The organism is Saccharopolyspora sp. ID03-671, from assembly GCF_045278815.1.
Classification (GTDB): domain Bacteria; phylum Actinomycetota; class Actinomycetes; order Mycobacteriales; family Pseudonocardiaceae; genus Saccharopolyspora; species Saccharopolyspora ipomoeae.
Genome location: NZ_CP134054.1, coordinates 3,149,057 through 3,162,344, shown reverse-complemented (window position 1 = coordinate 3,162,344; position 13,288 = coordinate 3,149,057). Strand labels below are relative to the sequence as shown.

16 protein-coding genes are annotated in these 13,288 nt (G+C 66.8%); 2 read left to right on the top strand and 14 right to left on the bottom strand.

What is annotated here, in order from left to right; translation table 11 throughout:
- Positions 1-61: 61 nt before the first annotated feature.
- Positions 62-442, bottom strand: coding sequence for a 6-pyruvoyl trahydropterin synthase family protein (locus tag REH65_RS14390; RefSeq protein WP_406692786.1), 381 nt, complete (start codon positions 440-442; stop codon positions 62-64).
- A gap of 3 nt (positions 443-445) precedes the next feature.
- Positions 446-928 carry a hypothetical protein gene (locus tag REH65_RS14385; protein ID WP_406692785.1) on the bottom strand — a complete coding sequence of 161 codons (483 nt, stop codon included), beginning with the start codon at positions 926-928 and terminating at the stop codon, positions 446-448.
- Positions 929-1,216: 288 nt separating this feature from the next.
- Here REH65_RS14385 and REH65_RS14380 point away from each other — a divergent pair, with 288 nt between their 5' ends.
- Together REH65_RS14380 and REH65_RS14375 are read left to right on the top strand one after the other, a co-directional pair.
- A complete protein-coding gene (locus REH65_RS14380; protein WP_406692784.1) occupies positions 1,217-2,476 on the top strand; it encodes a helix-turn-helix transcriptional regulator in 1,260 nt (419 codons plus the stop codon).
- Positions 2,477-2,511: 35 nt separating this feature from the next.
- Positions 2,512-3,207 (top strand): 2'-5' RNA ligase family protein, encoded by a 696-nt coding sequence (locus REH65_RS14375; protein WP_406692783.1) that lies wholly within the window; start codon positions 2,512-2,514, stop codon positions 3,205-3,207.
- A 37-nt stretch (positions 3,208-3,244) separates the two neighbouring features.
- On the opposite strand, the gene REH65_RS14370 is transcribed toward REH65_RS14375, so the two are convergent.
- The 12 genes from REH65_RS14370 to REH65_RS14315 are packed head-to-tail and all read right to left on the bottom strand — an operon-like array spanning position 3,245 to position 13,158.
- Positions 3,245-3,901, bottom strand: a complete 657-nt coding sequence (locus REH65_RS14370; protein WP_406692782.1) for a class I SAM-dependent methyltransferase — start codon at positions 3,899-3,901, stop codon at positions 3,245-3,247.
- 22 nt (positions 3,902-3,923) lie between these two features.
- Positions 3,924-5,015 (bottom strand): Gfo/Idh/MocA family protein, encoded by a 1,092-nt coding sequence (locus tag REH65_RS14365; protein WP_406692781.1) that lies wholly within the window; start codon positions 5,013-5,015, stop codon positions 3,924-3,926.
- On the bottom strand, positions 5,012-6,187 hold the full coding sequence (locus REH65_RS14360) for a DegT/DnrJ/EryC1/StrS family aminotransferase (protein WP_406692780.1): 1,176 nt from the start codon (positions 6,185-6,187) through the stop codon (positions 5,012-5,014). The genes REH65_RS14365 and REH65_RS14360 overlap by 4 nt, the downstream gene beginning before the upstream one ends.
- Positions 6,188-6,217: 30 nt before the next feature.
- Positions 6,218-6,856 (bottom strand): PIG-L deacetylase family protein, encoded by a 639-nt coding sequence (locus REH65_RS14355; protein ID WP_406692779.1) that lies wholly within the window; start codon positions 6,854-6,856, stop codon positions 6,218-6,220.
- A complete protein-coding gene (locus REH65_RS14350) occupies positions 6,850-7,695 on the bottom strand; it encodes a 5'-3' exonuclease H3TH domain-containing protein (protein ID WP_406692778.1) in 846 nt (281 codons plus the stop codon). The genes REH65_RS14355 and REH65_RS14350 overlap by 7 nt, the downstream gene beginning before the upstream one ends.
- Entirely contained in the window at positions 7,695-8,819 is a 1,125-nt protein-coding gene (locus tag REH65_RS14345; protein ID WP_406692777.1) for a glycosyltransferase family 4 protein, read from the bottom strand. The genes REH65_RS14350 and REH65_RS14345 overlap by 1 nt, the downstream gene beginning before the upstream one ends.
- The gene (locus tag REH65_RS14340; RefSeq protein ID WP_406692776.1) at positions 8,812-9,390 is read right to left on the bottom strand and encodes a phosphoribosyltransferase; all 579 of its coding nucleotides are present in this window, start codon (positions 9,388-9,390) and stop codon (positions 8,812-8,814) included. The genes REH65_RS14345 and REH65_RS14340 overlap by 8 nt, the downstream gene beginning before the upstream one ends.
- Positions 9,387-10,367, bottom strand: a complete 981-nt coding sequence (locus tag REH65_RS14335) for a radical SAM protein (protein ID WP_406692775.1) — start codon at positions 10,365-10,367, stop codon at positions 9,387-9,389. The genes REH65_RS14340 and REH65_RS14335 overlap by 4 nt, the downstream gene beginning before the upstream one ends.
- Complete coding sequence (locus REH65_RS14330; RefSeq protein WP_406692774.1) at positions 10,364-11,377, bottom strand: glycosyltransferase family 2 protein; 1,014 nt, start codon at positions 11,375-11,377, stop codon at positions 10,364-10,366. The genes REH65_RS14335 and REH65_RS14330 overlap by 4 nt, the downstream gene beginning before the upstream one ends.
- A complete protein-coding gene (locus REH65_RS14325; RefSeq protein WP_406692773.1) occupies positions 11,374-11,829 on the bottom strand; it encodes a hypothetical protein in 456 nt (151 codons plus the stop codon). The genes REH65_RS14330 and REH65_RS14325 overlap by 4 nt, the downstream gene beginning before the upstream one ends.
- The gene (locus tag REH65_RS14320; protein ID WP_406692772.1) at positions 11,826-12,386 is read right to left on the bottom strand and encodes a formylglycine-generating enzyme family protein; all 561 of its coding nucleotides are present in this window, start codon (positions 12,384-12,386) and stop codon (positions 11,826-11,828) included. Before REH65_RS14320 ends, REH65_RS14325 begins: the two co-directional genes overlap by 4 nt.
- Positions 12,379-13,158 carry a reverse transcriptase domain-containing protein gene (locus REH65_RS14315; protein WP_406692771.1) on the bottom strand — a complete coding sequence of 260 codons (780 nt, stop codon included), beginning with the start codon at positions 13,156-13,158 and terminating at the stop codon, positions 12,379-12,381. The genes REH65_RS14320 and REH65_RS14315 overlap by 8 nt, the downstream gene beginning before the upstream one ends.
- Positions 13,159-13,288 lie beyond the last annotated feature (130 nt).

The window sequence follows — 13,288 nt, the reverse complement described above, 5'->3', positions numbered from 1 at the left end:
AGGGTGGGACCGAAGTATTCCGACACAAGCAGAGGGCGCACGACACGATCAGTCAGCGTGCTCATGGTTTCGGCGCCTGATACTCGGCCCAGCTGGTGGGGGTCTCGTGGACGCGTACCGTCTCCAGGCGCGCCGGGATCGTCGGCTCGACGTTCGCTCGGAACCAGTCGGCGATGTGACGTGCGAGGTTTTCGCTGGTCGGCTCGATGTCGAGAACCTTGTTCAAGTGTTGGTGATCCATCGTGGTGTCGAGGTACTGGCGAAGCGGCCGTAGCTCGCCGAAGTCCGTGACGAACCCCGGTGGAGTCAAACTCGCCGCGGATAGCACGATCTCCACGGTGTAGGTGTGTCCGTGGAGGCGGGAGCATTTGTGGTCGGCGGGCAAACTCGGCAGGCAGTGCGCTGCATCGAAGGTGAAGCATTTTCCGATCCGGTAGTTCACGGCTCACCCGATTTCACTTGGGACTTCGGTGGTGTCAGCGAGCAAAGCTGCGCCGAGGCGCACGCGTCGCGCGCGAGCAGCCAGTGCTGACGGCGGGCGGACGGTTACCGGGCATTCGCGTGCGGCCGGGACATGCAGCGCGGGGGGAGCGGGCGCCGGCTTCGTCGGTGCTTGTGGGTGGTCCGGGTGAGGTAGGTCGAGCAGCGCTTGCAGCGCCCGTCGGGCGTCGGATGCGTACAGCCACACGATGACCTCGGGCATGAAGATGTCCGTGATGTCCGCGGTCGGCACTCGGGCACTGATCACGTCGTCGAGTCCGCGGAGTACGACGAGGTCGACGAATGGTCCCCAGTCGTAGGTTCCGACGATCAGCGTGGGCTGATGCGGTCCGTTGCAGTAGCGCAACGTGAAGCCGTCACGGGCGACCGCGGTCAACAGCTCGTCGACCTCCGCTGGGAACGTTGCGGGCTGGTGATTGGAGTTCATGACGTGGCGGTACCGGTTCACGGGTTGGCTGCAAGTGCGGTGGGTTGCGGCGAGGCGTTGAGGGAGGGGGCGGGCCGGGGCGCCTCGCCGCAACCGATTTGGCAGTCAACTCGCTCGCGAGGTGGAAGACCAGAGCACATTTGCTGCACAAATGCTGCACCTCGGCTGCACGCGCATGCCTGACCTGCGCGGGTGCCATAGCCGGGAGCACTACAATCACCTGATCGAATGGGGGCACGGCCAGTAGGTTGTAGGGTCGCGAGACGTTCTTGGCGAAGCGGGGTGGGCATGGCGCATCAGCGACGTGGTTTGGCTGCGCGCCGCGCCGGTCTGGGCTATACGCAGGAGAGCTTCGCGGATGTGGTCGGGGTCGAGCGCAGCACCGTTTGGCGTTGGGAGAGCGGCGTGGTCGTCCCCTTGCCTGAACAGTGCTCGCGCATCCGGGCGGTGCTCGGGTTGATGCCCAGCGAGTTCGACGAGTTGCTTCGTGAGGTCACCGCTGAACGGGTTTCCGCTCCCCGCCAGACGTCGGAGCGTCGAGCCGCCTCGTCCTGGGACGATCCGGACGAGGTGTTGCTGCAGCTTCACGAGCTGCAGGATTCGAACGTCGGTGAGGGCCAGGTGCGACTTCTGGAAGACCAGGTGCAACGCATCGTTGCCGACTACGAGCAATGCGGTCCTTCCGAACTGGGACCACCCACAGCGCGCTTGCGCCGTCAAGTCCACCAGCTGCTGTGCGGCCGTCAGCTCCTGCGAACCCGCTACCGACTACACCGCGTGGCAGCACAGCTTGCCGGGCTGCTGGGCTACATGGCCGTCAACACCGGCCGGTTCCGGCTCGCTAGCGAGTACTGCGCGGAAGCGCTGCATCTCGCCATCGAGATCGAGGACATCGGCCTGCAGGTCTGGGTATGGGGCACCCGATCACTGGGTGCCTACTACCAAGCTGACTTCGTCCGCGCCCACGCTGACGCGGCGCGGGGCCATGCTTTGGCGCCCAACAGCCCCCAAAGCATTCGCCTCCTGGCCAACGGTGAGGCTCGGGCACTCGGCCAGCTCGGCGATCGCGCCGGGGCCGATGCGGCAATAGGACATGCCCTTGCGCTGCTCGATCGATACGACGTGGACCCCGAACTCACGCCGTGCATCTCCTTCGAGCCATACGGCTACGCCAGGGTGGCCGCGAACGCCGCGACTGCCTACGTCCCTCTGGGCGATACTCCACGCGTGCTGCACTATACCGGCGACATCGATCCCGCCGTCGAACACGCGGATTCAGACTGGAGTCGGGCGTTGGTCCGGCTCGACATCGCCACGGCCGTGCTCCGACAGCAGGACGCGGACCTGGAGCAGGCTCTTGCACTGGGACGGGAAGCGTTGCGTGTGTGCGCTGACCAACCGATCCGATCGGTCTGGCAGCGGGCCAACACCTTGCACGGACTCACCCAGCGCTGGGCCAACGAACCGCAGGTCATCGAGTTCACTGACCAACTCCGCACCTGGCGCGATCGCCCCGAGGTCCAGGCCATCTCTGGCCGGACCGGTTGAGGGCTGGCTCTCGGAGACAGGTAGGTGTGCACCGCATGGGCGCCTCGTACAGCTCGACCTTCCCGACCAGGCCGCCAACCGACCCCGATGATCCCACCAGCGTCGCTCGCAATGATCAAGCCGCGTTCGAGCAGATCGACCAGATGCTGTGCCACTGGGACCGACCCCATCGGCGCTCGTATCACTGGATGATCGCCCTGGACGGCGAACCTCACGCCGTCGAGCTGAGTCAACGGTGCCAGGCGGTCCTCCCGGAAGACGGCCTGGATCGCATTCCTCCGGAGAGCCTGCACCTGACCGTGCGGCGCTTCGGGTACGTCGATGAAGTCCAGGTCGGTACTCTCGACAATGCGGTCGCCACCGTCCGCGAGCACTGCCGGACAACCAGCCCCTTCCACGTCCGACTGCTGCCTCTGGCCGGCTCACCCGGTGCTCTTCGCTTCAGCGTCGCGCCGTGGTCGCCGCTGCTGTCCCTGTACCACGCGGTGTCCGCGGCCTCCGGCTACGACGGGGTCGACCCGCTGAGCTTGTACCGCCCGCACGTGGGCATTGCCTACAGCAACCGGGTGCAGCCCCCCGACCCGTTCATCGCGGCAGCTCGCGAGGCGCGGTCGGTGCCATCGGCCGAGATCGTCATCACCGAGCTGCGGCTGGTCGATCTGTACCGCGCCGACCACCAGTATCGATGGCGTGTTCTGGAACGCTTCTCGTTCGCAGGTGAGCCGCACTGAGGATGGACCTGGTCGGCATAGGCAGGCCGTCCTGTTGTTAACGCCGTACGTCCGAGCGCCACACAGTGAGGACGTTGGGTGGTTGCGCGCCCAGGCGGACGAGGTCGCCATGCTTGCTGAGGTCGGCAAGGACGCGCTCGTGATCCAAGACTGGGTGGAGATCGGCAGGGCCGTAACGATGGTCCGGGTCGTGGGGTGCGAGGTTGAGGCAGACGTAGTCCGCCGTGGTGAACAGCAGCTCGATCAGGTCAGGTGGGTCCTCAGCGTGTCCAAGGACGTCGACGGCGTAGGCGAGTCGATGATGCCGGCCGGGAAGCTGGTGAAGAGCGTGGATACGGTGCGCTGCGTCGAGATCGCGGTTCAGTCGCCAGAGTGCGTAATCCAAGCTTGGGTTGTCGAGGTCGTAACCGTGCACGTCGAGACCGGCTTGCAGCAGGGCTTGGGTGTCCAGTGCGATCCCGCATCCGACGTCGGCGACATCGGTGATGCTGTGTTCGCGTGCGAATTTCAGCAGGAAGGCGAAGAACGGGTCTTTGACTCCCATGTAGTGGAAGTGGGTCAAGTCGTAGAGGTAGCCCACGCTCTGTTTGTAGAAGGCATCCCCGAGGTGTGCCCACTCGGTGTCAAGGAACGTCCGCAACGTGGTGAAGTCCGTGAGTTCGGGGCGAAATCCCGTTCCGAGGTAGGTGGCCAAGCGCTGCCACGCAGTGGAGATGTCAGCGTAGGCTCGCACCCCGCTCCTCTCGTAGCAGTCGGAGCTCGGCGGGATGTCCGCTCGTGCGCGCGAACTCGATGGCTTCGATGATCTCGACGACGTGGTGGGCGTGGTGGCCGCTGCGGCAGTCCGAGGCGTCGTTGCGGATGGAGTCGACGAGTTCCAGCACGCCGAGTCCGCGACCGGTGGGGTCGGCCGCGTCACCCTGCGGGAGTTCCTGCCAGTTCTGCTCTCCTCGGCGGCGGTAGCGCACGGGGCCGTCGTGGAAGTTGGGGTCCGGTAGCACGAGCGAGCCGTCGGTGCCGTAAATCTCCACATGCGGGCGCGCGGTGGCCGCGATGTCGAAGCTCGTGGTCAGCGTGATGAGGGCTTGGCTGCGGGTGCGCAGGAGCGTGATTACGTGGGTCGGGGCGCCGGCTCGGAAGGTGTTGCCTGCGTGGGGGCCGGTCCGGATGGTGCGTTCGCTGCGGGTCGAGGTCGTGGTGGCTTCGACGTAGTCGATGGGACCGAGCAGGTAGGTCAGCATGGCCAGGTAGTACGGGCCCATGTCTCCGAGCGGGCCGGCGCCGGAGGCATAGAACGGTTGTGGTGCTGGGTGCCACCTTTCGGGTCCCGGTGCCAGTAGTGCTGCATCGGCAGTAAGGGGAGTGCCGATGACGTCGGTGGCCAATGCGTGGCTGGCTGCGCGCGCGGGTGGGGCGAGCACCGTGTCGGGCGCGGCGCCCACGAGCAGTCCTTTATTGGATGCGGTGCGAAGCAGTAGCTCGGAGTCGGCGGCGGTGAGGCCGAGCGGCTTTTCGACATAGACGTGGGCGCCGGCGTCGAGCGCACGGCAGGCGAGGTCGACGTGGGTTGCTGGCGGGGTGAGGATGACGGCGACGTCGATGGTGTTTGTAGCGAGGATGTCGTTGGGGTCGCCGGCTTTGGGGATGCCGTGGCGCTCAGCGAACGCTTCTGCGGCGCGGCGATCGATGTCCGCGCACGCGGTGATCGTGAGGTCGGCGGTGTGCTGGAGCGTGGAGAGGTATTCCTGTGCGGCCTGGCCGCATCCGATGATCGCGCAGCGCAGGGGCGGCTGATGGCGGCTGGTCATGCGGTCTCGCATTCGTCTTCGGTCAGACGCAGGGCGGAGGTGATCAGATCGAGGAACGCCGGATGGTGGGACTCGTCGAGCACGGGGATTTGGATGTCGAGGTAGCAGGCCGGGTCGACGATGTGACCGATGGACGTGGTCGGCGTGCTCGGCCAGTTCTGGGCCAGGTGCGGGTCACCAGGTCCTGGCCACCAGTGGCGGATGCCCGACCGGAACAGCTGGTCGGCGACGCGGTGGGCGTGACGAGGCGTGGGGAGCCAGACGCCGACGAGCGATCCGTTCGATGCGTCGGCGCCGAGGTCGGGCGACTGCTCGACCGAGGTGGGGAGAATGCTGCGTGTTATCGGCACGTCCTCGATCCGGTCGATCAGCGCATCCTGGAGTGGGCGCAGGGCTTGCCGCAGGTCATCGAGGTAGTTGAGCTGGGGCAGGGCGCTCGCTGCGGTGATCTCGCTCATTCGGACGTTGCCTCGGCCTTGGGCCGTGTCGGGGAGCGCGAGGCGGGTGTTGCCGCCGACGGCCCGCATTGCGTGCAGTAGGTGGCTGTCGTCGGTGGCGATGACCCCGCCTTCCCCGGTGGCGACGAGTTTGTGGGTTTCGGTCGAGAACACCGCGGCCAGACCGTGATGCCCGACTGGCTGCTGGTTGTGGGTGGTGCCCCAGGCTTGGGCGCAGTCCTCGATGAGCGTGATGCCGCGTTGGGTGAGTTCATCGGCGATGCGTTGGGTGTCCGGGGCCGGGCGGCCTCGGAGGTGCGCAAGGATCACCGCAGTGGTGCGTTCATGGAGCAGGGGTTCGATCTGTTCCCAGTACGGGGTGAGGTCGTTGGTTGCGGGGGCGATGGTCGGTGTTCGGCCGCTGCGGAGGACGGCGGTGGGGACCGAGATCCAGCAGACCTCGGGGATGACGACCCGTTCGACGTTTTCGCGCTGGGGAAGGCACTCCAGGAGGAGTTCGAGGGCTGCCGTGGCAGAAGCGGTGGCGACCGCGCCGTGGCGGCCGAGGTGCCCGGCGACGTGCTGCTCGAACTCGCGGACCTGGTCTCCGGCGATGGCGCTGAGCGCTCCGGAGGAGACCACCCTCGTGATGCGTTCGAGCTGGTCGGTGGTGGTCAAGGTGCTGTATTGGTAGACGGCTTCGTCGAGGACGCGCGTCTGCCCGGTGGTTTCCATAGTGATGTCCCCAGGAGTGGCTGTGGTGAGTCAGAGCGTGGTGGCTGCTGGGATGCGGCCGAGAACGGGCAGCGGAGCGAAGTTCTCGCCATACCCGGTGCCGATGCGGCTGCCCCACAGACGGCCCAGGGTTTCGGCCATGGGGCCGAAATGCTCGGCGATGGGCTGTGAGGCATGCTCGGCGAGCGCCTGCATCTTGATGTCCCAGGTGTCGGTGACGTCGATGATGCGGTGCGCGGCGACCGGACCGTCAACGGTGAGCCCGTTGTAGGTATCGCCGGTGTAGACCCGGCGTGGGAAGCCGGTCGCGATCACGATCTCGGGCAGGGCCGCGGTCAGCGTGGCCGCCAGGTGCCGGTGATCGGGATGTACGTCCTCTAGCGGATGCGTGATGACGATCTCGGGACGAGTCGCGTCGAGCAAGTCGTGCAGCGTGTTCGCATTGACGGTCGGGTACGGATGGTACGTGGCCCCCAGCACGTGTGCGGCTGCAGCAGCTTCCGCGTTGCGCGTGGCATCGGCGTGTTCGGGAACCGCGATGGTCACGGCAGCGCCTGCCTGAGCGAGATGAGCGAGCGTTCCGCCGGCCCACAGCTCGGCGTCGTCAGGGTGGGCCATGACCGTGAGCACGGACGCCGGGCTGGTTGCGGGGTTTGAGTCGATCACCACAGCTCCAGCTTCTCGATCACTTCGGCTGGCTTGGGCAACTCAGCGCTGGCGTCACCGGTGGGTGCCAGCGGCGACGGCAGGTCGGTGCGCATGCGGATGAGGTCACGCCAGGCCAAGACCTGCCGCCACTGCTGCTCGACGAGCTTCCCCTTGGCACCGGTGAGCCGACCGGAGGCCGGCAGGTCATCCAGGCTGAGCCCTCCGGCGAGAAGCCGGGCAGCGGTGGCCGCGCCGATGCCGCGGACGCCGGGAATGTTGTCGGCGGGATCGCCTTTCAGCGCACAGAATGATGGCCATTGCGCTGGACCTACGCCGTAGCGGGCGGCCACGTCGTCGGGGCCGATGTGCCTCTTGCCGGGGTGCATCGCCGTGTTGAGCACTCGGGCCTGCTCATTGAGCAGCTGGTAGTAGTCGCGATCGGTGGAGAAGATCCACGCGGGTCGGTCACGCGTGTGTGTGATGAGGGTGGCGATGACGTCGTCGGCTTCGGCGGTCTCGATCTCGATCCACGGGATGCCGTAGAGGTCGAGTCCACGCTGGACTACCGGGATCGCTTCCAGGGCCTTGCGCGCACCGTCGTCGAGCTCCCTGTTTGCCTTGTAGTCGGCATCGGAGTCCTGGCGTTCGACCGAGCCGTGCTCACCATCGAAGACCACGATCACCTCGGGGGCCGCCGACAGCTCGTCGCGGATCGCGACCCGTAGCAGGGCGAAGAAGCCGAAGGGGGCGGTGAGGTCACGGGTTTTGTCCCGCGAGCGGATCTCCGCGGGAAACCCGAAGGCTGCTCTCCAGAGCAGGTTGTGGCCGTCGACCAGCAACAATGGGACTTGAGCAGACATCACCGCACCGCCTTTACAAACAACTCGGCGACTGTGGTGGGCTGGAAGTCCCTCGTCCGGTAGTACGCAGCCCTGGACAGGTGCCGGTAGCGTACCGGATCACGCAGCAGGTCCTCGGCAGCCTTCCACAGCGCGTGTTCACCACCTGCCCGCGGGACGACCACGCCGCCCGCTTCGGGGCCTGTACCGACCAGGGAGGGCAGGTGGTCGATGTCGAAGCAGACCACGGGGGTGCCCACCGACATGGCCTCCAGTGCGACGAGCCCGAAGGACTCTCGCTGGGAGGGCACGATCACCACGGCCGCCTCGGCAAGCCAGTCGGGCACCCGCGCCCAGCTGATACCGCCTGATCGCAGGTACACCAAGGGGCTGTGCGCTGCCGCGTGCTTGCACCGGGCCCACTCGTCGCCTTGGGCTCCGGGTGCGGTCTCGAACCCGGCATCGGCGACCACAACCTCGGCCGGACGTTCGAGCGACCGCGCCTCATTGACCAGAGCTGGGATGTTTTTCTCTGCCCCGAGACGGCCCAGTACTCGGATCGGGCCTCGCCTGCGCAGCGTCTCCCGAGCAGCCTCGTCCGGGCATGGATGCTCGTGCAGCAGGCCGTTGGGGATCACCCACCAGCCATCGGTGTCATAGCCCCGCTCGCGGGCTTGGTCGAACACCGTGCTCGATGGGGCGATCACGTGCTCGACGCTGGCTAACGCGACGGCCAGGTCCTCGTCGTGCCCGATGACGTGTGTGGCGAGGACCGAGCGAGCTCGATGCTGGACAGCCACCCGCCCTAGGCCCCACAGGGAGTCCACGTACACCGCGATGTCGACGCCGTGCGCATCGAACGTGGCGGTGATCTCTCGGTGCAGCCGGTCGCCTGCCTCGTGAATGGCTCGGCGCAGCGTGTCGTCGTCGCATGGGAACGAGGCGGCGAGGGTGTTGAGCTGGATGACGTCGGGGTCGAGTTTCGGCTGCTCGGCGGCGGTGAGGATCATCGCGTGATGGCCGAGCCGGCGCAGACCCTGCGCCAAGGCCGCGGTGGCGCGTTCCATGCCTGCCGGTGCGTTGGGCGTGTAGGACGCGAGCAGGAACGCCACGGTCAACGGAGGTTGGTCGTGTGCTTCAGTCACGCGTGATCACCTGTTTCGGAAATGGGAGCGGCGTGGTCGAGTGACCTGCGGGAACGTCCTCCCACGGGAATACGACCCAGTCGGCGACGTCCCAGCAATAGAGGTCGGGCGGAGTGGGTGCGCCGCGGTTGCGGCACAGGGCGCAGGTGAGGAAACGGGTGTGGGGCTCGGCCCAGGGCCGGAGGGCATCGAGGACGGCGGTGAAGGTGGCGCCGGTGCCGCAGATGTCGTCGACCACCAGCACGGTTCCTGTGAGCCGATCGAGCTGCCGGGAGTCGAGGTCGCAGGTCACGGTTCCGGTTGCCGGGCTGTACGGCGCGTCGGTGGCGTTGTGGCTGGCGCGGACGATGTGCGTTTGCACGTTCAGGCGCGCGGCGATGCGGTGGGCAGGAGTGGTCCCGCCGTGCGCAATACCGATCACCGCGCTGACCTTGTCCATGCCGGCGCTGGTGGTGAGTTGACCAGCTGCGGTGGCCAGCAGGTCGCACGCCTGCAGCATCACGGAGTTGTGCAGCTGCCACAGGCGGTGGCGCTCGAAGACGCGATCTGGAGCGGTCGAGGTGGTGCTCATGCCGAACCGTCCCTGCCGGTCAGCGCCAAGTCGGAGGGGTTGGTCAAGGCGCGCAGGGTGGTGATGTGGTTGGCAGTCGGGTCGTTGCGCCACACGCGCCCGTCGGCTCGGACGACGGTGAAGCCCCCTGCGTCGTCGCGGGTCCGCAGCCGGACAGTGACGGCGTCGGGGATGTCGAGGTCGGTGACGGTGGCGGCGGCTTCCTCATCGGTGAGTTGTTCGGCTCCTGCCAGCGTGGTGCCCTCGCCGATCGCAAGCATCTGCAGGAAGGTCACCCCTTGTGCCCCCAGGTCCGCAGCGAGGTCGACCATGCGTTGCGCACTGCCGCGAGTGGAGGCCATCAGGACGATCTGCAGCTGCGTGGGGATGCCGTGGGCAACAGCGGCTCGGACGCCGGCGACAGCACGGTGAAAACTGCCCGCTCCGCGCCAGCGGTCATGGGAATCTGCCTCGGAACCGTCCAGGCTGACCCGTACGGCGTCGACCTGTCCGGCCAGTGCTTCGGCACGGCGCTGCAGATGCCAACCGTTGGTGGTCACGCTGACCACGCACCCGGCGCTGGTCAGCGTGGCCGCGAGGTCGCCGAGGTCACGCAGCAGCAGCGGCTCGCCTCCGGAGAGGTCCACAGCCAAGACGCCAGACTCGCCGAGCACGGCTGCGATCCGCAGACGATCGGCTCGGACGAGTTCGCGGACCGTCTTGTCATCCAGGCAGTGAGGGCAGGCGAGGTTGCAGCGCACGAGCGGGGACCAGCACACGCTGACTGGAACGTCGCGATCCAGCTCGCCGGGGTGGATGGTGGGCAAGCTCGCCACCGAATCGCTGGGCAGGTGGGCGCGCCCGAGGGCGATCAAGTCCTCGGTGCGGTGTGTCAGCCCCGTCAACGGGTCATGGACATAGCGGGTGTGGCCGCACGCACCGGTGGCGAAGACTCGATGCGTCGTAGCGGCGGCCGTGGTGTGCTGAAGCGTTGTCATCGCAAAACCTCGCAGGTGTGCAACAGGGAGTTCATCGAGGCGGTGAATTTGGCGCTCTGGCCGGAGCGGGCTGGCTCCGCAAGCAGGGCGCGATAGCGGACCAGCGTGGCGTGCCAGGTGCTGAGCTTGTGCTGCCATTGCTCGGCGGCGTCGGGTGGATCGAGATGGAATCCGACAGCTTGGCGCAGCGGGATAACCAGGAGCCCGGCGGCGATGAGGCTGGCGCCAAGATGGGTGTCCTCCATGCCCCAGCCGATGCGCCCGAACTCTGGGTCGAAGCCGCCGACGTCCAGGACTGCGGTGCGGGGCACGGCCAGCAGCGCAGTGACGACCATGCGGGGCAGGTCCCAGTCGTAATACGTCCGGCCGTGCCCCAGATCGCGAAAGTCGCGGGTGTGCTCTAGCGGCTGGCCGTCGATGGGTTCTCGCAGGGTGATGCCGCTGTAGAGCAAAGGGGTGTTCACTGGTGGTCGCCAGGTGACTCGGTGGTCCGCGGCAAGCTCGGGGTCGGCGTCCGGAGCAACGCCGTACCGCAGGTTGTGGCGGAATCCGGTGAGAACGGTGTGGTCGGTGGCGCGCGCACCGAGGTCTGCCACGGTCCCGGGCGGTAGGAGCATGTCGGCATCGACGTAGAGCACGGTTTCGCCTTGGGCAAGGTAGGTGCCCAGGTTGCGGGCGGTAGCTGCACCGCAACGGGTGGGAAGCCGTAGCCCTGTGGTGACGGCCGGATGCGTGGCGATGACCTTCGCGGTTGTGTCGGTGGAGGCGTCGTCAACGACGATCACCTCGAAGCGCCGACCGTAGGGTTGCGCTTGCAGCGCGTCGAGGACCTTCGGCAGGCAGTAGTCAACGTTGCGTGCGGGAAGGACCACCGATAGGCGCCGACCGCCGACCCAATTGGCAGGAACGGGGTGATGCCATGCGACTCCTGTGGCGCGCTCGAACTCCCGGGTGTGACTCGTGTGGTCGTTTCCGCGGTGGAGCAAGGTGTTACTGAGCGAGGAGGTCATGTCCACCCCCAGGTGTCGAGGACAGCTGCGGCCCGATGCCAATCCCGTGGGGCAGCGATCCAGTACAGGCGGATGGCGTCGAGGCGGTTCACCACGGGCTCCAGGGCGAAGAGGTAGAGGGGTTCGACCAGTGCCAACACGTGGGTCACGGCACCCAACTGATCATTGAGATGCGGAGCTACGTGCTGGCGCAGGGCGTCGGCGTCGGCAAGGTTGGTCAGGCGGCGGTCGTAGTGGACGACGGGCGAGTCGGCGTGGAGCAAGCCGTAGAGCGCCGAGATGATCCGTATCCGCTGGCGAAATCGGGTGTCGTCTCCGAGGCGATCTCGAAGTCCGGGTATGCACCCGCCCTCGTAGAGGTCCAAGGCGGGTATGGGTTTCTCTGTCGGCTTCTTCCGCCGCGAGCAGCCCGCGATGATCAAGCCGCGTTCGACGGGAACGGGTGCGGTCATGGTTCGCGGACCACCCTGAACCCGATGCCGGGCGAACGGAGTTCGGCCGGGGCGGAGTTGAGGAACGTGCACTGCGCGTACAGGGGCGGCGAGGCGTAGGAGCCACCGCGGATCACGAATCCGTCGCCCATGGTGCAGCTGGCGGTCCACTCCCAGACGTTCCCTGCCACGTCGAGCAGCCCGTCGGGTGTTGCCCCGTCGGGATGGGCGGTCACATCGGTTGTATCTCCATGTCCTGAGTCCTGGAGGTTGGCCATTTCGGGACCCCATGGGGCGTCGCCCCATGGCCACACTCGTCGTTTGGCGCCGGAGGCCATCCACTCCCACTCCACCGATCGGGGTAGCCTTCCTCCGAGCTGGGACGCGATGTGAGCAGCCGTGGCCTGGTCGATATCGGTGACTGGGCGTTGCTGGTGCGGGTTGTCGCCCAGCTGTTCTTGGGTGATCGGCGTGCGTGTCCACAGCAGCGTGGGCACCGTGACGGGGCGTGCCTGGTCTCCGAACAAGCAGGTGCCGCCCGGGGTTTCGATCCAATCGAGACTCATCGCGCTATCCATCGATCAAGAAGAGATCTTCGGCATTGGCCTCGCGCCGAATGCGGCTCTTGGCCGTGTTCGGTTCCAGACGCACTGCGGCCATGGCATCGCTGATGCACCAGGCTGTTTCCTCGGCGGCAGACACCGTTTCGGTGAATGCGCAGTAGTTGTCGGCGAATCGCACGACCCGAAGCCCTGTGAGTCGTCTATCTACTTGCGATAGACGGAGGTTGATCAGGAGCGGTGCCAGACCGGACCCTGGCACCACGGGACTAGGCAACCCGGCGAGCACGGTGCGGAGAAGACGGAGGAACGTGCCGTCGTAGACGTACTCGGCGAACCAATCCACCGCTTCGTCGACAGCGACTCCCTCGGAGACCTTGGCGGCGTCGAGGTCGGCCACGCATCGGTATCCGCAGGTGAGGAATTCCGCGGCGTGGCGCAGTGCTGTGTTGCGGTTCCGCCGTGGCCGGTAGCCGGAGACCCAGCCGGCGAATGCCCGGGTCTCCAGGATCGGCTCGACCGCGTTCCGCACCGCTCGGTGCACGAGTCGATCGACCACCGTGGGGATCACAGTCGGCATGAATTTCCCGGTATAGGTGGGAATCACCAGTTCGCGAAGCGGGCCAGGGCGCCATGTTCCTGCAGCGAGCTGCGCTGCGAGATCCGGAAGTGCTTCTCGTGCCTGCCTGCGAAGGTCAGCCCAGGTCATCCCGTCGGCCCCGGCGCTGGACGACCGCCGCCCGCACTGGCGTAGTGCCTGGCGAAGATACTTCTCGCTCAACAGCGGCATCAACGAGTGCGATTGGGGAGTCGCAGGATCAGTCGCTGGTGTTGCGATCTCCGAATGCGCTAGAGTCGGTTTCGCCTGAGTGGCGGGCACGATCCCACCATCCCCTGAGGCGAACGCGCATCCCAGCACA

Bases quoted from the DNA above. Each gene is read 5' to 3' on its own strand.
- REH65_RS14385 (WP_406692785.1), bottom strand. From the start codon at position 928: ATGAACTCCAATCACCAGCCCGCAACGTTCCCAGCGGAGGTCGACGAG.
- REH65_RS14380 (WP_406692784.1), top strand. From the start codon at position 1,217: ATGGCGCATCAGCGACGTGGTTTGGCTGCGCGCCGCGCCGGTCTGGGC.
- REH65_RS14375 (WP_406692783.1), top strand. From the start codon at position 2,512: ATGGGCGCCTCGTACAGCTCGACCTTCCCGACCAGGCCGCCAACCGAC.
- REH65_RS14365 (WP_406692781.1), bottom strand. From the start codon at position 5,015: ATGACCAGCCGCCATCAGCCGCCCCTGCGCTGCGCGATCATCGGATGC.
- REH65_RS14360 (WP_406692780.1), bottom strand. From the start codon at position 6,187: ATGGAAACCACCGGGCAGACGCGCGTCCTCGACGAAGCCGTCTACCAA.
- REH65_RS14350 (WP_406692778.1), bottom strand. From the start codon at position 7,695: ATGTCTGCTCAAGTCCCATTGTTGCTGGTCGACGGCCACAACCTGCTC.
- REH65_RS14340 (WP_406692776.1), bottom strand. From the start codon at position 9,390: ATGAGCACCACCTCGACCGCTCCAGATCGCGTCTTCGAGCGCCACCGC.
- REH65_RS14335 (WP_406692775.1), bottom strand. From the start codon at position 10,367: ATGACAACGCTTCAGCACACCACGGCCGCCGCTACGACGCATCGAGTC.
- REH65_RS14330 (WP_406692774.1), bottom strand. From the start codon at position 11,377: ATGACCTCCTCGCTCAGTAACACCTTGCTCCACCGCGGAAACGACCAC.
- REH65_RS14325 (WP_406692773.1), bottom strand. From the start codon at position 11,829: ATGACCGCACCCGTTCCCGTCGAACGCGGCTTGATCATCGCGGGCTGC.
- REH65_RS14320 (WP_406692772.1), bottom strand. From the start codon at position 12,386: ATGGATAGCGCGATGAGTCTCGATTGGATCGAAACCCCGGGCGGCACC.
- REH65_RS14315 (WP_406692771.1), bottom strand. From the start codon at position 13,158: ATGCCGCTGTTGAGCGAGAAGTATCTTCGCCAGGCACTACGCCAGTGC.